Annotated in this window: 19 protein-coding genes and 2 pseudogenes; 12 read left to right on the top strand and 9 right to left on the bottom strand. The window is 36.2% G+C overall.

Features of this window, described 5'->3' with window-relative positions:
• Positions 1 to 3: 3 nt before the first annotated feature.
• Both tnpC and MSWHS_RS12615 read right to left on the bottom strand, forming a co-directional pair.
• Positions 4 to 1458 (bottom strand): annotated as a pseudogene (gene tnpC / locus MSWHS_RS12625) (IS66 family transposase).
• Positions 1459 to 1527: 69 nt separating this feature from the next.
• The gene (locus MSWHS_RS12615; protein WP_048159154.1) at positions 1528 to 2349 is read right to left on the bottom strand and encodes a winged helix-turn-helix domain-containing protein; all 822 of its coding nucleotides are present in this window, start codon (positions 2347 to 2349) and stop codon (positions 1528 to 1530) included.
• 434 nt (positions 2350 to 2783) lie between these two features.
• Between MSWHS_RS12615 and MSWHS_RS12610 the strand changes: the two genes are divergently transcribed.
• Together MSWHS_RS12610 and MSWHS_RS12605 are read left to right on the top strand one after the other, a co-directional pair.
• Entirely contained in the window at positions 2784 to 3422 is a 639-nt protein-coding gene (locus tag MSWHS_RS12610) for a hypothetical protein (RefSeq protein WP_048129652.1), read from the top strand.
• A 94-nt stretch (positions 3423 to 3516) separates the two neighbouring features.
• Complete coding sequence (locus tag MSWHS_RS12605; protein ID WP_048129654.1) at positions 3517 to 3708, top strand: hypothetical protein; 192 nt, start codon at positions 3517 to 3519, stop codon at positions 3706 to 3708.
• 319 nt (positions 3709 to 4027) lie between these two features.
• On the opposite strand, the pseudogene MSWHS_RS12600 reads toward MSWHS_RS12605, so the two are convergent.
• The 3 genes and pseudogenes from MSWHS_RS12600 to MSWHS_RS21680 form a co-directional block, all read right to left on the bottom strand.
• A pseudogene (locus tag MSWHS_RS12600) lies at positions 4028 to 5501 on the bottom strand (IS1182 family transposase).
• Between the two features lie 231 nt (positions 5502 to 5732).
• On the bottom strand, positions 5733 to 6074 hold the full coding sequence (locus tag MSWHS_RS21685) for a transcriptional regulator FilR1 domain-containing protein (RefSeq protein ID WP_231585422.1): 342 nt from the start codon (positions 6072 to 6074) through the stop codon (positions 5733 to 5735).
• Between the two features lie 24 nt (positions 6075 to 6098).
• Complete coding sequence (locus tag MSWHS_RS21680; protein WP_231585421.1) at positions 6099 to 6551, bottom strand: hypothetical protein; 453 nt, start codon at positions 6549 to 6551, stop codon at positions 6099 to 6101.
• Between the two features lie 434 nt (positions 6552 to 6985).
• On the opposite strand from MSWHS_RS21680, the gene MSWHS_RS12590 reads away from it, so the two are divergent.
• Together MSWHS_RS12590 and MSWHS_RS12585 are read left to right on the top strand one after the other, a co-directional pair.
• Positions 6986 to 7678 (top strand): hypothetical protein, encoded by a 693-nt coding sequence (locus tag MSWHS_RS12590; protein ID WP_048159153.1) that lies wholly within the window; start codon positions 6986 to 6988, stop codon positions 7676 to 7678.
• Between the two features lie 13 nt (positions 7679 to 7691).
• A complete protein-coding gene (locus MSWHS_RS12585) occupies positions 7692 to 8606 on the top strand; it encodes a YcdB/YcdC domain-containing protein (RefSeq protein WP_231585420.1) in 915 nt (304 codons plus the stop codon).
• A gap of 337 nt (positions 8607 to 8943) precedes the next feature.
• Here MSWHS_RS12585 and MSWHS_RS12580 read toward each other — a convergent pair whose 3' ends face one another.
• Entirely contained in the window at positions 8944 to 9759 is an 816-nt protein-coding gene (locus MSWHS_RS12580) for a winged helix-turn-helix domain-containing protein (protein WP_048159152.1), read from the bottom strand.
• A 434-nt stretch (positions 9760 to 10193) separates the two neighbouring features.
• Here MSWHS_RS12580 and MSWHS_RS12575 point away from each other — a divergent pair, with 434 nt between their 5' ends.
• From MSWHS_RS12575 to MSWHS_RS12565, 3 genes are all read left to right on the top strand, one after another.
• Positions 10194 to 11249, top strand: a complete 1056-nt coding sequence (locus MSWHS_RS12575; RefSeq protein WP_048129665.1) for a hypothetical protein — start codon at positions 10194 to 10196, stop codon at positions 11247 to 11249.
• Between the two features lie 376 nt (positions 11250 to 11625).
• On the top strand, positions 11626 to 12051 hold the full coding sequence (locus MSWHS_RS12570; RefSeq protein WP_048130631.1) for a hypothetical protein: 426 nt from the start codon (positions 11626 to 11628) through the stop codon (positions 12049 to 12051).
• Positions 12052 to 12057: 6 nt separating this feature from the next.
• A complete protein-coding gene (locus MSWHS_RS12565) occupies positions 12058 to 12285 on the top strand; it encodes a hypothetical protein (protein WP_048129667.1) in 228 nt (75 codons plus the stop codon).
• A gap of 38 nt (positions 12286 to 12323) precedes the next feature.
• Here MSWHS_RS12565 and MSWHS_RS12560 read toward each other — a convergent pair whose 3' ends face one another.
• Positions 12324 to 13139 carry a winged helix-turn-helix domain-containing protein gene (locus MSWHS_RS12560; RefSeq protein WP_048159151.1) on the bottom strand — a complete coding sequence of 272 codons (816 nt, stop codon included), beginning with the start codon at positions 13137 to 13139 and terminating at the stop codon, positions 12324 to 12326.
• Between the two features lie 433 nt (positions 13140 to 13572).
• Here MSWHS_RS12560 and MSWHS_RS18570 point away from each other — a divergent pair, with 433 nt between their 5' ends.
• The 3 genes from MSWHS_RS18570 to MSWHS_RS21025 all read left to right on the top strand — a co-directional run bounded on the left by MSWHS_RS18570 (position 13573) and on the right by MSWHS_RS21025 (position 16276).
• Positions 13573 to 14688, top strand: a complete 1116-nt coding sequence (locus tag MSWHS_RS18570; protein WP_052722716.1) for a M12 family metallo-peptidase — start codon at positions 13573 to 13575, stop codon at positions 14686 to 14688.
• Positions 14689 to 14740: 52 nt separating this feature from the next.
• The gene (locus MSWHS_RS12550) at positions 14741 to 15214 is read left to right on the top strand and encodes a hypothetical protein (protein WP_052722715.1); all 474 of its coding nucleotides are present in this window, start codon (positions 14741 to 14743) and stop codon (positions 15212 to 15214) included.
• A gap of 651 nt (positions 15215 to 15865) precedes the next feature.
• On the top strand, positions 15866 to 16276 hold the full coding sequence (locus MSWHS_RS21025) for a hypothetical protein (protein WP_197073934.1): 411 nt from the start codon (positions 15866 to 15868) through the stop codon (positions 16274 to 16276).
• Between the two features lie 39 nt (positions 16277 to 16315).
• Here the strand turns inward: MSWHS_RS21025 and MSWHS_RS12540 are convergent, their stop codons facing one another.
• Positions 16316 to 17131 (bottom strand): winged helix-turn-helix domain-containing protein, encoded by an 816-nt coding sequence (locus MSWHS_RS12540; RefSeq protein ID WP_048159150.1) that lies wholly within the window; start codon positions 17129 to 17131, stop codon positions 16316 to 16318.
• 437 nt (positions 17132 to 17568) lie between these two features.
• Between MSWHS_RS12540 and MSWHS_RS12535 the strand changes: the two genes are divergently transcribed.
• Positions 17569 to 18567, top strand: a complete 999-nt coding sequence (locus MSWHS_RS12535; protein ID WP_048159149.1) for a C39 family peptidase — start codon at positions 17569 to 17571, stop codon at positions 18565 to 18567.
• 50 nt (positions 18568 to 18617) lie between these two features.
• On the opposite strand, the gene tnpA is transcribed toward MSWHS_RS12535, so the two are convergent.
• On the bottom strand, positions 18618 to 19031 hold the full coding sequence (tnpA, locus tag MSWHS_RS12530; protein ID WP_156148203.1) for an IS200/IS605 family transposase: 414 nt from the start codon (positions 19029 to 19031) through the stop codon (positions 18618 to 18620).
• A gap of 28 nt (positions 19032 to 19059) precedes the next feature.
• Here tnpA and tnpB point away from each other — a divergent pair, with 28 nt between their 5' ends.
• Positions 19060 to 20172 carry an IS200/IS605 family element RNA-guided endonuclease TnpB gene (gene tnpB, locus MSWHS_RS12525; protein ID WP_048129679.1) on the top strand — a complete coding sequence of 371 codons (1113 nt, stop codon included), beginning with the start codon at positions 19060 to 19062 and terminating at the stop codon, positions 20170 to 20172.
• The last annotated feature ends 96 nt before the right edge of the window (positions 20173 to 20268 follow it).

Below are 20268 nucleotides of genomic sequence, written 5' to 3'. Positions count from 1 at the left end.
TTCTCAGAATAATAGCGGCGCTCCTTTGAGCGCCGCGAGAATACCGTCTATAACAGGTAAATCGTTCTTTTTAATGGTTGAGATATAAGCTCTAATTCTGCAGAAAGCTTCCGCTCCTTGTATAGTTCTGAAAGTTCCTGATATTTTCTGCTGTAATTTCATCATCCTTATGTCTCTTTCTGCTTGGTTATTCTCAAACGGAACTCTCAAGTCATTGAGGAATCTCAGGATCTGTTTTTTGTTTTCTATAAACCTGTCAAGTAGGTTCCTTGCTTTTGTTTTTGGATTTTTACCACGTTTTCCTTGTTTTTCAGGGTTTAGAGAAGGTGGATTTTCTTCAATCCCTTTCATGACTACAGCATCGAACCTTTCTTCTAACACTTTAATTTGCTCAAAGTCCAGATCTTTGACCTGCTCTTTACACTCATCAGTATACTTTTTCATTTCTGTTAACAGTTCATTCATCTCTTTAGCCCATTGCTGTTTATAGTTCTCCTCAATTCCAGTAAGTTCTCTCTGGAGATGAGCATTGCAAAGAGCATGATCACATTCATAACTGTTATAGGGTTTCCATCCGTCATGAACTGCTATTCCTTTAAACTCTGGAAGAATTCCCATGGCATTAATTGCTTCTGATCCTCTTTTTGAGTGAGCAAAATAACAGGTGTATTTGTCATTAGAAGCTACATGAAGCCAATGCCTTTTTCCTTCAATTTTCATCCCAGTTTCATCACAATGGATTACAGGAGAAGTTATTAACCTCTCCTGACTCACATTTTCAAACTCCTCTAAATTCCGGAAGCATTCTTTTTCTGCTCTGATTATCGTAGCAGAACAGATTTTTATCCCCATAACGTCATCAAAAAACTCTAAAATCCTTTTATAGGGAATAAACTGGTAGTTTTTACAGTAAATTGCTGAAGCTAAAATATTAGGACCATACTGGACGGGATATTTCACAAATTCTGGAAAAGAAGCTTTATTTGATTTTCCACAGTGAGTACAGGTCTTAATCTGACTTCGATGTTCCGTAACAATTAGATTTACAGGAGGAATATCAAAAATTTGTCTTCTCTCATAAGCTTCAACTTCAACATCCTCAAGAGTATGTCCACATTCTTTGCAGCAGGTCAAAGAATGTTCAATTACCTAATCAGGATCATTAACCATATCAAGAGTTGTGCCTGGATGACCTTCTTGACCTCCAGGTTTCTTCCCACTCTTTTTCCGGAGACTCTTGGGATTAGGTTTTTCTTTGACTGAAAAGTCAGTAGAAGGAGGTTTACTGCTGTTTCTGCTATTTTGATTTAAGCGAGATTCTAAAATCCTTACACGTTCTTCTAGTTCAGCAATTCGAATAGCTTGTTCTTCTATGATAGTTTCAAGTCTCTGGATTACAGAAATTACAGCTTCAGGACCAGCTTCATAGATAACGAGGATCTCTTCACGTGTAAGCATAATAACGAAACAAAATAGGATTCAATTTATATGTAATTTTTCCTCGAAAAGAGGAAAAATTGTAGCCTTTCAAAGGCTACCTGAATTGTTACAATCTGTTTTCCCTTTACAATACCAGAAAAGCCTCTCTCCCCATTCGACGGCCTTCGAGTCAGAACTGAACAAACCTTTGCTTATGTCGTACTCAACACCTTCTTTTTTGTACAGATTCATAGAAAGGCGTTTATCCGTAACAATGAGCCCAACTTTAATATCTTCGTCCATGACCATTAATTTGAAGTTTTCATAATTTTTCAGTGCTTCTATTTTTTCTAGATAAGGTGATCGCTTCAATTCTTCTGCAACATGAAGAGGAACTATAAGCTCGACAGTGACTCCTTCTTTCACTCTTTCAGAAATAGAATCAGCATATCCTTCGGTTACTACGGACGATATACCGTATATATGATCCGCTTCTTTAATCATTTTTAACTGGTTATTGTAAACATTAAGAATCTTCATACCTTTATCCTTGAGAACCCCAGACTCGTAAAGACATCCGATTTCTTTTAACAGAGGACTTGGAATTCCTTCGAGATAATGTCTCAGCCAGAAATGCTTAAATTTATTAATTGTCCAAAATGTTACAAAAGAGTCAGCTATTCCTGAAGCCACAATTTTTCCTGCTGATGTCAGGAAATATTCGCGTCCTTTTGTTTCTATCAGATGGTCCGCTTCGAGTTTCCTGAGCTTCGGAATTATTGCCTGAGACGTGCTTTCGGTAATTTCACGCAGCTGGGAAAGCTTTTTGCTGCCCTCGTTTAATGATAGAAGTATCTCTGTTAGAGGTCTTGATCTATATATTGCCTGAACGTCATCATCCATCTTCTTATAAATTTCGAAACGATTCATTTCCTGTTGCCGCATCTACAGATTTTTTTTCTTACTTTCTTATTAAATTGTTTTGACGTAATATATTCTTTTCTTTTGTTGGGGCATGTATATAGGTATCGTTTTGTTAATTTTATGGATTAGTGAAGAAAAGAATCTCCGGATTATTTGCTAAAAGTAAGGTCGAATTTCAGACATCAGTTAGAGCTCTGAAATTTCGTTATTTTTTATGAAAAAGAGGATTGTTTTAATTAATGTTAATCAGGCTGATGAAAAATTCATCATCGTAATAAATGTATAGGAGAAGATTAAGAGAGATTTTTGAATGTGAAGTTCAAACAAACTTTCCAGAGCATATTTGAACTTCACATGCCCTGAGGCAAGGAAATGATAGCTTTAAGGGTACTTAAGGTTTGTCTGTTCTTGCCTCGGGAATAAAATCACGAGGTAGAAGTATGATTGCAAACAGAAAATTTGGTATTGGTGCACTACTTGCGGCAATATTGATTGCGAGTATGGCGTTTGTGCCGGCTGTGAACGCACAGGCAGACATCAACGCATCTGAGAAGCTTGATAGCATAAAAATTAATAGTGTCGTAGATGAGAAAGATCGAAAAGAGTATTATGCGACAGTGCCGCATGAAAATGGGACACAGCAAAAACTCTATGTTAAACAGTGGCAGGATGAAGTTGACGGAAAACAAGTTTGGAAGTTCGATGTATATGAAGTAAATGCTGATGGGACATTATCAACTGTTTCATTCGGTAAGGATTCGTATTATTGGACTGATAGCAGCGGTATTCATTTCCATTTTGGACCAAGGGATAATGTATTATTAAGAGACGGAAGTATGGTAATAATAGATGGCATTGCTGCGATTATTGCAATTTTCCAGCCTGAAGCAGCGGGTGTACTGGCAGCATTTGCGATTGCAATGGATGGCGTAATTATAGCCGTAGAATGGGAAGAATCTAACCCTGATGGAAGCCTTGATGTGTTCATAAGCTGGACGAATTTAGCGAAAATTGCATTGCCTGGGGTCCAAAACATATCCGTGAAGATTGGATCACATTATTATACTGTAGTTTTCTGATCTAACACAATTTTTGGACTTCGTATCGAATTATACTGATCGAATATATCTCATCGTGCAGATATTCGGCCTAACAATTTTTGGATGGAGTTGCATGAATAAGATTATCTGGAAACTACTGCTTGTTTTTGTCTTTATTCTAATTCCACTCATGTCATACGAAATAGATGTATGGCAGGTAAACGCAAAAGCGGGCTTTGCTTTAGTAGCTTACGCAATCGGACTTATTATAGGAGTACTTGCAGGAATAGTTGCTACTGAGCTAAAATATGCATACAAAAGATGATACTTGAGTAAATTCTAAAAGATGTGTGTAAAATTTTGGCTCTTCATCACATAATAAGACAAACTAGGCAAAATCGACACAGTGCCAATAAAACTGTAGGATTATCACTTCAACTCGTCGAATACAAAAATAAATGTTTGGCTATGATGAGGATTGTTAAATCTCCTTCTATTAATAGAGGGGTTACAATGCAAAATATCAGAAAAATACTTCTCATCAGGCTGTATCAAAACCTTTTTGAATTCTACAATTGGGTAATATCCCATTTCAGTTTTTACTTTTGTTTCATTTTCGACAAAAAGAGTTCAATTTTCACAGATCAACATAGCTTATTTGCCTTTCCTACTGTAATTCCCCATTTATCCCTGCATTCATTTCCTCCCCCAGTTATCATTTTTAGAATTTCCTTCAGGCTTTTACCTTCTCTTTTCACGAAATCTGCTATTTTCTTTACGTTGTGTACAGTACACATCATAACAAACTCAATTTTGGTCTTTCTTTTTCCTCTCAAAAGAAATTCCCTTAATCCTCTGTCCTGTTTCATCAGGTTCTACAGTACACATTCTTTTCTTATACTGTTCCGTTCCTTCTTCTGTATTCAGTTTAACCCTCATATCTTCCATTAAGTACTCTCTAGGATCTCTTGATATTGTCCTACTTTTACTCTCAGTACATGCATTTTTCAGCACACACAGATAACAATACTTGCAGACATAATACCGTAAATCGGGTTCATTATCCCTTTTTTGGATTCTTGTAAATGGGATTTCAAATGCAGCAGGGCAATAATAACAGTCTTTTATCTCATCATAAGTGAAGAGGGATTTCCTGAACTTTTTGGTTTTTCCTCTTTTCTCAACTTCATAAAAGTTGTCGGGAATATAAGCATCAATTTGTTCATTGAGTAAAAATTCTACATTATCGTACGAGAAATAACCTGCATCTGCCAGCACTATTGTCGGTTTACATCCCAGTGTTTCCTTTATATTTTCTATCATTGGTTCAATCTGATGCAAGTCGTTTTCTTCGATGACAACATCTGCTGCAACGATTATTTGTTCCTTTTCATCAACAGCAACCTGACAATTATAGGACGGTTTTTTGCTCCCATCCTTATGCTTCATAATTCTAGCGTCGTTGTCTGTGATGTTTATTTTGGTTAACTTTTCTTCGTCAAGCTTTTTCTTAGCAGCTTTAATTTTTTCTAATCTTTTCCTCTTGTCAACCAGTTCTTCAGGCATCTGGTATGGTGTCGAATCACCATACATTTCGTCTTCCTGTTTATCGATCTCAATGCTTTCCCTGAGAATCTTATTAATCTCTTTTTCGAGAGCTTCCGAACTCTTACTTTGTCTTGGAGAAGCATTTGCCTTAACCTTTGTTCCATCGATCGAAATACTGGAACCAATCAGATCCATTTCCTTACAAAAAGTGACAACCTGTGAAAAGATTTCTTTAATCGAATCAAGATGAGTTGAACGGAATCGACAAATTGTATGAAAATCTGGTTTTTGCATGGCTGCAAGGTACATAAAAACAGTATCAGTTTGGGTCATTAGCTCTATCTTGCGTGAACTTCTGATGTTTATAAGGTACCCATAAAGTAAGATTTTTAAAAGAAGTAGAGGATGATAAGCAGGGCAACCTTCCTCAGAATAAGTGGATTCAATATCACTAATATCAACGAGATCTATGATGTCGTTTAGCACTCTGGCAATATGATTTTCAGGAACAAACTCTTCCAAGTTAAATGGAAGTAAAAATTGCTGCTTTTGATCGTACCTTTTGAACATGGTGAAACACTGGTATTAATTTCTTGAAAAGTATACTTTTTAAGAAATAATTATTTTTAAAGAAGATAAGCATTTCGATATTTCTTACCCAAATGTACGATCGTGTATAGTTTTGAGACAGCCTGTTGAACTAATATTTTCAAAGGAGTTTTATCTCTTTTTTGCTTTTTGGGTTATCACAGATTCAATCACAAATATTTTAGAATTACAGGGATTCTGAATTTCTGCAAATTATATTTGCATTTTTGTAAAATCTGCCTTCCTTTTGCAATACCAGAAAAGCATCTCTCCCCATTCAATGACCTTCGAGTCAGAACTGAACAAACCTGTGCTTATGTCGTACTCAATGCCTTCTTTTTTGTATAGATTCAGAGAAAAGTGTTTATCCGTAACAATGAGTCCCACTTTAATATCTTCATTCGTAAGCATTAACTTAAAATTCTTATAACTTTTCAATGCGGCTAGTTTTTCTACGTAAGGTGATTGCTTCAATTCTTCTGCAACATGAAGAGGAACTATAAGCTCAATAGGGATTCCTTCTTTCACTCTTTCAGAGATAGCATCAGCATACACTTCGGTTACTACGGACGATATACCTTATATATGATCTGCTTCTTTAAGCATTTTTAACTGATTGTTGTAGACATTAAGGATCTTCATACCTTTATCCTTGAGGACTTCGGACTCGTAAAGACATCCGATTTCTTTTAATAAAGGACTGGGAATTCCTTCGAGGTAATGTCTCAACCAGAAATGTTTAAATTTATTAATTGTCCAAAATGTTACAAAAGAGTCAGCTATTCCTGAAGCTACAATTTTTCCTGCTGACGTCAGGAAATACTCATGTTCTTTTGTTTCTATCAGATGATCTGCTTCGAGTTTCCTGAGCTTTGGAATTAGCGCCTGAGACGTGCTTTCGGTAATTTCACGCAACTGGAAAAGTTTTTTGCTGCCCTCGTTTAATGATAGAAGTATCTCTGTTAGAAGTCTTGACCTGTATATTGCCTGAACGTCATCATCCATCTTCTTATAAATTTCGAAGCCGTTCATTTCCGGTCGCCACATCTACAGATTTTTTCCTCATTTTCTTATTAAATTGTTTTGACATCATATATTCTTTTCTTTTGTTGGGGCATGTATGTTGCTATCTTTTTGTTAATTTTATGGATTAGTGATAAAAAATATACAAATCATTTGCTAAAAGTAAGGTCGAATTCCAGACATCAGTTAGAGCTCTGAAATTTCGTTATTTTTTATGAAAAAGAGAATCTGTTTAATGAATGTTAATCAGACTGATGAATAATTTATCACCGTAATAAATGTATAGGAGAAGATTAAGAGAGATTTTTGAATGTGAAGTTCAAACAAACCTTCCAGAGCATATTTGAACTTCACATGCCCTGAGGCAAGGAAATGATAGCTTTGTGGATATTTAAAGCTTGCTTGATCTTGCCTCTTGAGTAAAATCACGAGGTAAATAAGAAATGAGTAGAAAAAGAACGAATTTAAAATTATATACAATTTGTTTATTGCTACTTTTGTTTGCTGCGCCAGCTTCTGCGGATCCGGATGCTATGTTAGACAGAAGCCGAACCCAATTTGGAGATCTTATAGAGTATGAAATTTATTACATCAATGCAAGATTTACCGAAATCAGAAATGATCTTTTTTTAATTCCTGATATAATTTTAATTGCAGATAGGACGTCCGGATCTGCGAGTGCTCAAGATTTTGTAAACGGTATCAATTTACTTGATGATACAACTGATGTGAATGTTGTTTTAATCGAAACTCATGGTGGAACAGTTTTTGATACATCTTATTTAATATTCAAAGATGATAGCGGTCTATCTAGTACGGGGGTGAACAATTGGATGGACGAAAGAGACGGAGGGTTCATGTTTGCAGGGGCATGTTACTCTGCAAAATACACAGATCTAGGAAACGCGTTTATTAACAACGGTTTTGATACCTATTTTGGGTTTAAAGGCAGCGTTCGCACCTTAGCTTCTTCCCGCTTTTCTTCTGCATTCTTTGATGCAGCTACTTTCACTGATGTCACTGTTTATGAAGCCGCCGCCTATGCGGAAGACGAGGTAGAAGAGGAATTTGACTATTCAACAGATGTTGCCGATAACAGGTTTATAGGAAATTCAAACTTGTGTTTAAGAACTTAAAGGAGAGAGGATTATGAAATATGGTCAAATTTTAATCTTGACTTTGGCACTGGCAAGTGCAATATTTGTGGCTTTTGCTTCTGAAGATGGAGGAATAATCTTTACGAAAGAAGATGCAAAGCAAACAAAATACCTTGATCCTTCAATTGCAGACGTAAATATCAGTTTTGAGGATGCAAAAAACAAGCTAATCTCAGAAAATTCGGAAGTAACCGATGAATCTATCAATGGAGAATTGATTGATGATGAAAATTTTGGGATAATCTGGCGAGTAAGCTCAAAAACAACTAATGGAAAAAGCATCTTTTCAGGAATAGATGCCTCTAATGGAGAACAACTTTTTGTATACGATGGATCAAAGAATGTACAGGGCAGAGACAATATAAGCAAAGATGCTGCTCTGGAAATAGCAGAAGAATATATCGAATCCAGGGTTTCAGCAGATAAAATTAATGATCTTGAGTTTGAACATGTAAACTACATAGGACCTAATGCTGATGATGTCCCTGGAACCTACAGAATTAGCTACGCAAGAATTATCAGGGGAATACCTTCTGTTTCTGATGGAATACAGCTCAGGATCAATGCAGAAACAGGCGAAGTTTCAAGCTATCGCAAAAGATGGTCTATGAATGAGGAAGAGATAGCACTCATTGATACTGAACCAAGCATTACGGATGAAAAAGCAGTTGAGATTCTCAAAGAATTCATGAGTAACGAGCCACCTATAGGAGAAGAAAAAGCAAGTACTGTAAAAATTATTTCATCGAATCTTGTCTGGAAAGAGGACGATGAAGATAAAACTCATCTGGCATGGTGTATCCGATTCATGGATTCAAGTTTTGCAAAGGACGATGACTTACCTGCTTCAGTATGGTTTGACGCACATTCAGGAGAAATGTTGCTTTTTGATTATTCAAGAAATTAAATTCGAAAGAGTTCTAATCTTTTGTTCCTCTTTGGCATGAAAGTATGTGATTATTTCTATGTAACTATTCAGAGTTCTCGCGGTGCTCAATGGAGCGCCGCTAACTATACTCTGAATAGTTACCAAAGTTTTTTCATAATCAGAAACTCATTGATTTTCAGAACATGAGGTTTAGAAAAGAGATCTTGAGTTTTGGGATCAGCTCAACTTCAGTATCTCTGAATCGCTGGAGCACCGCTGTCATAGATATGGATTGGGAAAACGAGGATCCAATAATGATAATGGTATATACGGTTTGAGAAGGTGACTATCCAGTTATTTTCTAACAAGTTCTACATCACTGAAATTTTGTGAAGTCTGCCTTCCCTTTACAATACCAGAAAAGCCTCTCTCCCCATTCAATGGCCTTCGAGTCAGAACTGAACAAGCCTGTGCTTATGTCGTACTCAATACCTTCTTTTTTGTACAGGCTCAGAGAAAGGTGTTTGTCTGTAACAATGAGCCCAACTTTTCTATATTCATCCATGACCATTAATTTGAAGTTTTCATAATTTTTCAGTGCGGCTAGTTTTTCTACGTAAGGTGATAGCTTCAACTCTCCTGCAACATGAAGAGGAACTATAAGCTCAATAGGGATTCCTTCTTTCACCCTTTCAGAAATAGAATCGGCATATCCTTCGGTTACCGCGGACGATATACCGTATATATGATCTGCTTCTTTAATCATTTTTAACTGGTTGTTGTAGACGTTAAGGATTTCCGTGCCTCGATTCTTGAGGACTTCAGACTCATGAAGACATCCTATTTCTTTTAACAGAGGATTTGGAATTCCTTCGAGATAATGTCTTAACCAGAAATGTTTAAATTTATTAATTGTCCAAAATGTTACAAAAGAGTCAGCTATTCCTGAAGCCACAATTTTTCCTGCTGATGTCAGGAAATACTCATGTTCTTTTGTTTCTATCAGATGATCCGCTTCGAGTTTCCTGAGCTTTGGGATTATTGCCTGAGACGTGCTTCCGGTAATTTCACGTAATTGGGAAAGCTTTCTGCTGCCCTCGTTTAATGATAGAAGTATCTCTGTTAGAAGTCTTGATCTATATATTGCCTGAACGTCATCATCCATCTTTTTATAAATTTCGAAGCTATTCATTTCTTGTCGTCGCATCTACAGATTTTCTCCTCACTTTCTTATTAAATTGTTTTAACATCTTATATTCTTTTCTTTTGTTGGGACATGCATGTTGTTGTCGTTTTGTTAATTTTATGGATTAGTGAAGAAAAGAGTCTCCAGATTATTTGTTAAAAATGGGTCGAATTTCAGACGTCAGTTAAAGCTCTGAAATTTCGTTATTTTTGATGAAAAAGAGGATTGGTTTAATTAATGTTAATCAGGCTGATGAAAAATTCATCACCGTAATAAATGTATAGGAGAAGATTAAGAGAGATTTTTGAATGTGAAGTTCAAACAAACTTTCCAGAGCACATTTGAACTTCACATGCCCTGAGGCAAGGAAATGATAGCTTTAAGAGTACTTAAGGTTTGCCTGATTCTGCCTCTGGAGTAAAGTAAAGAGGTTAAAAGAAATGAACAAAAATAAACTTGGAACGCTGCTTGTAGCAATGCTAATATTAGGCGTTGCATTTACGCCGGCAGTATGTGCAGCTGAAGAAAACGATTTTCAACGATCGCTATTGAAATTCAATGATTCCGGCAAAAAGAAAGTTATTAATTCTGAATTTAGTGTTAACAACGATAATTTATTGCACAATATTCAAAATGGATCAATAGTTCACTATTCATCTGATGGAAAAACTACCGTTTTTGATTCTGAGGGGAAACAGTCTTTCTTTGCAATTGATGAAGAATCTGGTAATGTTTCTACACCATCTGGAATGAAAGCAGCAACGCATGTGTTTGAAATCCCATCTGGATCTGAGATTAATACAAAAGGAAACATTACTAATGTTCACAATAACGGAGTAAGAATCCTTACTATAATCAATGATGGCAATAAGAAAACTGAAACAATTCCAGCTTTTGATGGATGGATTGAGTACTCTGTCGATAGAAATATTGATGATCTTTCAATGTTTAGAGCATACTGGACTGTTCCTTCAGAACCTTCAAATCCAGACGATGATGTAGTAGACTTCCTTTTTAATGCTATTGAACCTTATGGCGAAAGTGGGATCATTCAACCAGTTTTAGAGTGGAATCAGGCCGGTAGTGATCGATGGACGGGTGCATCATGGAGTGGTGCAAATGGTGTTTTTTTCCATAGCTCTAGGATTAATGTCGATGTTGGTGACACGATTGAAGGTCTTATGCTATGGGATGATTATCATAACAGATGGTACATCGGCTTTGAAGATGTTACGGACAACAACTTGGTGTATATTTATTCTACAGATGCTGATGATACAAACCTCGATGTGTTCACAACGCTGGAAACATATAATGTAGATGATAATGCTGATTTGCCAAGTGATACAACTTTCTACAATATGTTGTTCAAGGATACAGATGATAACACAGTCACCGTTTCTTGGGATGAAAGGTATGGTTCTGGTATACCTTCTGCTATTACTGGACTAGATGTTGTTATTTATTCATCATCTCAAGTTAAGTTGAAAACATGATTAAAGCTATATAAAAATATAAAAGATAATGCAGATATAAATTATACCATTATCTTTTATATTTTATTTTGTCTCCCAAAAAATTGGAGGTCCAACAATAATCAGTTGATGTTTTCCAGAGTGCTCACATATTCTCTTTCCGCCCTCATTTTCTGCTTTATGTACACTCAATTTCCTATACACAGTAAGCTTAGAAAACACATGCAACTAAAAGCAAAATACTCAAAGACAAAATATCAACCAACTACTAACGCACGATCAAAAAATTAAAGAATAAGGTAAATAAGGAGGAATATATATAAAAGAAAAGAACTTGTTCGCAGACTCTTTTTGTATTAAAAATAATAAATTTAAAGTTATTTTCCTGACTATTTTTTTGCTTATCTGTAGCTTCGCTGGATGTATAGGCCAAGAATCGATTGAGAATTCTTCTCAGACATCAGATAGTACTAATACATCTGTAAGCGAAGGAGTAGATAATTTAGATATTAATTACTCTGTGATTGAAGTACTTCCACCTTATGACGAATCGGAGTCAGAATGGCTCAAAACAGATGCTTCTAATATAGCTAAAATCGCACTCAAAGACAACCGTGCGAGACAGTTAATTCAGGAAGGAGGGACAATAATGGGAGTGACTTATTCCTGTCATCCAACGTCTGAGAATTATGATGGCCCAGGATGTGCTCCCGCTTTGAGAATTCAGTCTGGAAACAAGATAGTAGATTTCCTGGTTGATGAAGAAAAAGAAGTAGTCGTTGAGACGGTTACAGAAATAAATCAAAATACTTCTACTGTTTAGAGTTCCATGTTCAAAGAATCATACAAGCTTTATCCTGGTGAAAGGGCTTCAGAAGCAAAACCGTCCGGTCTTCAATATTCTACTGGAATGAAAAAATATACATTCAAGATTACACTGGATAACGGAATTGAAGAGAAAAACATTCCAATATCCTTACATCGCTGGAGCACCGCTGTCATAGATATGGATTGGGAAAACGAGGATCCAATAATGATAATGGTATATACGGTTTGAGAAGGTGACTATCCAGTTATTTTCTAACAAGTTCTACATCACTGAAATTTTGTGAAGTCTGCCTTCCCTTTACAATACCAGAAAAGCCTCTCTCCCCATTCAATGGCCTTCGAGTCAGAACTGAATAGTCCTGTGCTTATGTCGTACTCAACGCCTTCTTTTTTGTACAGATTCAGAGAAAGGCGTTTATCTGTAACAATAAGCCCAACTTTTATATCTTCATTCATAAGCATTAACTTAAAATTCTTATAACTTTTCAATGCGGCTAGTTTTTCTACGTAAGGTGATTGCTTCAATTCTTCTGCAACATGAAAAGGAACTATAAGCTCAATAGAGATTCCTTCTTTTACTCTTTCAGAAATAGAATCAGCATATCCTTTGGTTACCACGGACGATATACCGTATATATGATCTGCTTCTTTAAGCATTCTTAACTGGTTATTGTAGACATTAAGGATCTTCATGCCTCGATTCTTGAGGACTTCAGACTCATAAAGACATCCTATTTCTTTTAACAGAGGACTTGGAATTCCTTCGAGGTAATGTCTCAACCAGAAATGCTTAAACTTATTAATCGTCCAAAATGTTACAAAAGAGTCAGCTATTCCTGAAGCCACAATTTTTCCCGTTTGAGTCAGGAAATACTCATGTTCTTTTGTTTCTATCAGATGATCCGCTTCGAGTTTCCTGAGCTTCGGAATCAGTGCCTGAGACGTGCTCCCGGTAATTTCGCGTAACTGGGAAAGCTTTCTGCTTCCCTCGTTTAATGATAGAAGTATCTCTGTTAGAATTCTTGACCTATATATTGCCTGAACGTCATCATCCATCTTTTTATAAATTTCGAAGCCGTTCATTTCCGGTCGCCACATCTACAGATTTTTTCCTCATTTTCTTATTAAATTGTTTTGACATAATATATTCTTTTCTTTTGTTGGGATATGCATGTTGTTGTCGTTTTGTTAATTTTATGGTTTAGTGAAGAAAATAACCTCAAGATTATTTGCTAAAAGTAAGATCGAATTTCTGACGCCAGTTAGAGCTCTGAAATTTCGTTATTTTTGATGAAAAAAATGATTGGTTTAATGAATGTTAATCAGGCTGATGAAAAATTCATCACCGTAATAAATGTATAGGAGAATATTATGAGATATTTTTGAATGTGAAGTTCAAACAAACTTTCCAGAGCACATTTGAACTTCACATGCCCTGAGGCAAGGAAATGATAGCTTTAAGAGTACTTAAGATTTGTCTGTTCTTGCCTCGGGAATAAAATCACGAGGTGAAAGAATGATTGCAAACAGAAAATTTTGGATTGGCTCACTATTTGCTGCAATGATGCTGGTAGGCATGGTGTTTGTGCCAGCAGTAAGTGGGCATATTGATGAAAATTCTAATAAAGTTATAACAGAGAATAGCATAAGCTATACCGAAGTCGAACTAAAAGATCTCTATAGAAAATACAATATAACTGAAAACGATTTGGACTTTGCGAATAATGAACTGCCTTACTACTTAGAATTAACTATTTTGGACAGTAACTTGAGAGTTATAGCAAGTGAGACTGGCAAACCTCCTGAAGGTTTTAAAGAAGGAGACGATTATGATCTGATGATAAGCCATGAAGAGATGTTTGCCATAATAGATGGGGCCAGAGAAAAATACATCCAAAAATATGGAGTAGATCCGGCAAATCCTAAAATTGATGTTGTCAATGGTTATGCTCTTCCCAAAGAAGAAGCAAATAAATTGGTTGAGAGTGGAACATTGACTTTAGAAACCGATGCTTCAGAAAAAGAAATGCAAATAGAGATGGGGGATCTTACAAGAGATACTTTATTTTCCACATTATCTGTCGGTGTAAACCCATATGCAATAAATGGAATCATAAACGAATACGTTTTTGTAGCAACAGATTCACGACATAGGCCAACAGAAGCTATTACTCAGGATACTCACAATGCATTGTATAGATTTGAAAATTTCGGCATTGGAGTTAATGTTTACTGGTATTGGAATTATTGGGATGCTAGTGATGTCAATCCGGCCGATAGCACTCAGTCTGCTCTTTATGATTTAAAAGAAGATACTGGCTGGGTAAGAGACTCTGAGAATGATATGGTGATTGGCTGGACACATAACATGGACAATAATGGCAGAGCTTTTAGATGTGATATTAGTACAAATGGACCTTTTGCTATATGTGCGGACACTGCAGATGGTGTAGATTGGTCGCATGATAGCATTGTTCAGCATGAAGTTTCCCATAATTTCGATGCTGATGACGGAGGTTACTTCGCATACGAACATCCTGAGTGTATTATGAACTATGCATGGGCTTATGGCGGTACAAACATATGGTGCAGTTCATGCAATAGCGTTGTAGAGAACGGTATATGGAATTAAATACTGAGGGGTAAATCCCTCTTTTTAATATTTCTCACTTGAAAAAAGTCATATGTCAAGTTTTTACGGAGGTATAAATATTAAAAACTATCGAAAAATACTCATTTTTTTAGGAATTTTAATATTGATTTTGCTGAGCTATTTCGTTGTTTTCCCATTTTTATTGGTTGGACCTCCAGCACCTCTATTTTATGTATATAATAATGATCTTCAGAGTCACGAAATAACAGTTGAAGTATTTGATTCGTATAATGAATCTATATTCAAAGAAACGTATGAACTGGCTCCCGAAGAGCATATAGCACAACCCAAATCATCATGGCTGCTGCTTCGATGGTCGATGCCGTGGTCCAAAGGAAAATATACGTATTGGGCAGAGGGAGTGTATGAATTTAAAGTTAGTTTAGATAATGAAATCACAGATAACTGCAGAATACTCCCACATCCTTGGAATTCAGTGGTTATAGATATAGATGAAGTGAAGGATTCCAACTCTCCAATAAGTATGGGAATAGTAACCGTGTAACCTGCTGAAGCATGGGAAAGCTAAACTCAAAATTTCATCTCATGTGTCTTCGGTTAAGAAAGAAACCATAATAAATTGCCCTATTTCTACAACAGTTATCTAAAATTTTAATATAATATAGGCTGGAGCAGAGTATCGATTTTAGGAAAAGAGGGCAAAGTTTGAGATCGATTTATGGTACAAAATCGATAGCTTTCGGGCAAGAAAACTCCTTAACCGATGACCAATGAATTTCATATTGATTCTTGCATTTTGTGTAATCTATGAACTATGCATGGGCTTATGCTGGAACAAATATATGGTGCAGTTCGTGCTGGAGTACAGTAAATATGGCATATACAACTGAGTCTTCAGTTGTAGGTGAGCAAACCCCCAAAAACCAATATTTGACTCAAAACATCTACTTCCAAAAAATAATTTGAGTTCCTTATCTTGGAAATGGTTCTAAAATTCTTATTGGGATAGGAACAAAATTGGTTTTGGGATAATCTCGGTATAAAATTGCTGATTGATCGTATTCCAAATTTGCCGATCAATGGTATCCGAGAAATCAACAGGAATATATTCGCAGAGTAACAAGAATTATCCACAAAACGAATACTGGCTAAGAAGGAGATTTACTAATCTCCTTCTATTATAGAGGAATTTCAAATGCAAAATATCAGAAAAATACTTCTCTTCTTGATGATCATACCCATAGTTGCAATTTTGGGTTATTATGCATTGATATTTCTTCTGGGTGGTCCGGCTTTACCTAATTTTTTTGAAATCAGAAATAATGATGCAGGGACCCATGAAGTAACTGTAGAAATATTGGACTCACACAACAGTTCCATATTCAAAGAATCATACAAGCTTTATCCTGGTGAAAGGGCTTCAGAAGCAAAACCGTCCGGTCTTCAATATTCTACTGGAATGAAAAAATATACATTCAAGATTACACTGGATAATGAGTTTGAAGAGAAAAACATTCCAGTATCCTTACATCGCTGGAGCACCGCTGTCATAGATATAGATTCGGAAAATGAGGATCCAATACTGATAATGGTATATACGGTTTGAGAAGGTGACTATCCAGTTATTTTCTAACAAGTTTCTACATCACTGAAATTTTGTGAAGTCTGCCTTCCCTTTACAATACCAGAAAAGCCTCTCTCCCCATTCAATGGCCTTCGAGTCAGAAATGAACAAGCCTGTGCTTATGTCGTACTCAATACCTTCTTTTTTGTACAGGCTCAGAGAAAGGTGTTTGTCTGTAACAATGAGCCCAACTTTTATATCTTCATCCATGACCATTAATTTGAAGTTTTCATAATTTTTCAGTGCGGCTAGTTTTTCTACGTAAGGTGATAGCTTCAACTCTCCTGCAACATGAAGAGGAACTATAAGCTCAATAGGGATTCCTTCTTTCACCCTTTCAGAAATAGAATCGGCATATCCTTCGGTTACCGCGGACGATATACCGTATATATGATCTGCTTCTTTAATCATTTTTAACTGGTTATTATAGACATTAAGGATCTCCATGCCTCGATTCTTGAGGATTTCAGACTCATAAAGACATCCGATTTCTTTTAACAGAGGACTTGGAATTTCTTCGAGGTAATGTCTCAACCAGAAATGCTTAAACTTATTAATTGTTCCTACTGTTGCAAAAGAATTAGATAATCTTGAAGCCACAATTTTTCCTGTTTGAGTCAGGTAGTACTCGTGTTCTTTTGTTTCTATCAGATGATCCGCTTCGAGTTTTCTGAGTTTTGGAATTATTGCCTGGGATGTACTCCTGGTAATCTCACGCAACTGGGAAAGCTTTCTGCTGCTTTCGTATAACGATAAAAGGATCTCGGTTATAAGTCTTGACCTGTATATTGCCTGGACGTCATCTCCCATCTCCCTATATATTTTGAAGCCGCTCATTTCCTGTCGCCACATCTACAGATTTTTTTCTTACTTTCTTATTGAATTGTTCTAACACAATATATTCTTTTTATCTTCTGTCAGGCATGTATATTGATATCACTTTTGCCAATTTTATGGTTTAGTGAAGAAAAGAATATTCAGATTATTTGCTAAAAGTGAGGTCGAATTCCTGCCGTCAATCAGAACTCTGAACCTCCATTATTTCGATGAAAAAGCTGATCGGTTGAGTGAATGTTAATCAGACTGATGAATATTCATCGTCGTAATTAATGTATAGGAGAAAATTAAAAGAGATTTTTGGATGTGAAGTTCAAACGAACTTTCCAGAGTGGATTTGAACTCCACATTGCCCGGAGGCATGAGTTAGTGATAGCTTTGTGAATATTTAAAGCTTGTCTGATCCTGCCTCTGGAGTAAAATCACGAGGTAAAAGAATGGTTGCAAATAGAAAATTTGAAATTGGCGCACTACTTGCGGCAATGATGCTGGTAGGCATGACATTTGTACCAATGGTAAGTGCCCAAGCAGAAACATTGTCTGATAGCTCAGATGTCAAACAAGTTACCTTAACAATGGACCAAAAAGATGGGGTTCTGATAATTCCTCTAGATGACAAAAAGATCACTGACTTGAGCACATCAAACACTACTAAAAAATCAGTGACGGCAAATCTTTCAGGAACCATAGATACGAACAACAAAGTTGTTCTTGAAGGCATAATCACACTTGACGGAGAAAATGATAAAGTTCAATTATCCGGTGAAGCGACTCAAGTGTTCATAGGATGGGATGTTCCAGAAGGAGCCAAACCTATTTGCTCTGAAGTAGGCAACATGACAATGACTCGCTATGAAGGCGCAAAAGAAATGTACGCAACATATGTAGATCTTCAAGATAAAAGTGGAAAATACAACTTACATGGTGAGTTCTATAAAGATGGAGCAGGAGGTCTTGTTGGAAAAGTTATGAATAATGGGGTCGAATGTGATCTGGGGCTCCTGGGATCATCTATCAGCATGTATGAAAATGTTAATCCAACTGTAACAACCAAAAGCAGTGAATTCATTACTGTTCCTCAAAGAAGTCAATGGGAAATATATTGGAACCAACAAGATTACGATGCTGCAAGCCAAGCTTGTGGTGAGACTTCTGCTGCAATGCTTGAAGAATACTGGTCAGGCAACCACCCAGAAATATGGGATATTTGGGTGTATAATAATTATGCTCCAATGAGCACTACTACAGCAAAAGCTTATCTTGATTCTGAAGGAATACATTTGACAAAAGGTGTTAGAACTGGATCATTTCTTTATACAACTGGTACAATTAAAAGTATGATAGATAATGGAAGACCCTTCTATCTTGTAGAAAATAGCAGATGGGGTGCATGCCATGCAGTAGTTCTCAGAGGATACGATGAGGACTTTATATAAAGAAGCGTAAAACCCCTGAGTCTTTAGCTCAGGGGATATAAGCGTCAACTTCAACCCTGATTTCGTATGTAATATTCTGCCGCATCTTTGCTAACATTACCGATAGTAGACGCAAAATATCCGTCACTCCATAACGTATTTTCACCCCAATAATATTTTTTCAGATATTCTTTTTGAGTTTTCCATAACCTGTTAGTAGATTCTTGTTTCAATTTTCTGACAATTGACAAAACGCTAACTTTCGGCTCACTCTTAATCAAGAAATGAATATGGTCTTTGTCAGTTTCCATTTCAAGGATTTCAAAGTTAGACTCTTTTGAAATATCAATAATAATCTGTTTGAGTTCTTCGCTAATTGGTTCAAGTATGACTTTTCGGTATTTGCAAACAAAAATAACATGGTACATTAACAAAAATTTGCTATGATTCCGTGTTTCATACTTCCTATTTACCAAAAAGTATATATGTTGTTAAAGCATATCATACCTTTGTATGATGAAAGCGTTCAAATTTAGACTCTATCCTACAACTACACAAGCTGTCCAGTTGAATCAGCATATAGGTAGCTGTAGATTTGTCTATAATTGGGCACTTGACCAGAAAATTAAAACTTATGAGCAGACAGGAAAATCAATATCCAGATTTGACTTAAACAAATTAATTCCTACTCTAAAGGCTTCTAATGAGTGGTTAGGAGAAGTTAACTCTCAATCATTACAGGGGATGACTAAGCAGGTTGAGTCTGCTTTCACTCGATTTTTTAGAGAAAAAACAGGATTTCCAAAGTTCAAATCAAAAAAGAATCCTATACAATCTTTTCCTGTACCTCAACATTACACTGTAGACTTTGAAAATAATACTATCAAACTTCCTAAAATAGAACCCATTAAAGCGGTTCTTCATAGAAGGTTTGAAGGGGAACTTAAAACAGCTACGGTATCAAGGACTTGTAAAGGTCATTACTATATCAGTATCCTTGTTGAAGATGGAAAAGAATTTCCAGTAAAGGAAGCTTTCACAGAATCAACAACAGTAGGTATAGATGTAGGTATCAAGGATTTTGCAGTCATTTCTACAGGTGAAAAGGTTGAAAATCCTAAATACCTGAAAAACTCACTTCAAAGACTCAAAGTACTTCAGAAAAGAGTATCAAGGAAACAGAAAGGCTCTAAAAATAGGGCAAAAGTCAAAAAGAGGCTTGCTGTACTCCATGACAAAATAGCTAATCAGAGAAATGACTTCCAGAACAAACTCTCTTTTAAACTTGTTAGCGAAAACCAAGCTGTAGCTCTGGAAACTCTGAATGTTAAAGGCATGGTTAAGAATCATCATTTAGCACAGGCTATAAGCGATTCCGCATGGAGTAGCTTTGTAACAAAATTAGAGTATAAAGCTGAATGGTTGGGGAAGACGGTTTTGAGAATAGGACAATTTGAACCCTCTTCTAAGCTCTGTAGTGTGTGTGGATACCACAATAAAGAACTACAGTTAAAAGATAGAGAATGGACTTGTCCAGACTGTAAAACCAAACATGATAGAGACATAAATGCCGCAATTAACATCAAAAAATTTGCACTAATAGATCAAAATCTAATTGGATTATGACACCGTAGGAACTACGGGGATGAGCTTGGGGACTTGCCCTCAAAAGAGGGAGGAATGAACCAAGAAGCCACTCAGTCTTTAGCTGAGTGGTAGTTC

Source organism: Methanosarcina sp. WWM596 (assembly GCF_000969965.1).
Classification (GTDB): Archaea; Halobacteriota; Methanosarcinia; order Methanosarcinales; family Methanosarcinaceae; genus Methanosarcina.
The sequence above is the reverse complement of the archived record's forward strand: the minus strand, read 5'-3'. Positions and strand labels throughout refer to the sequence as shown.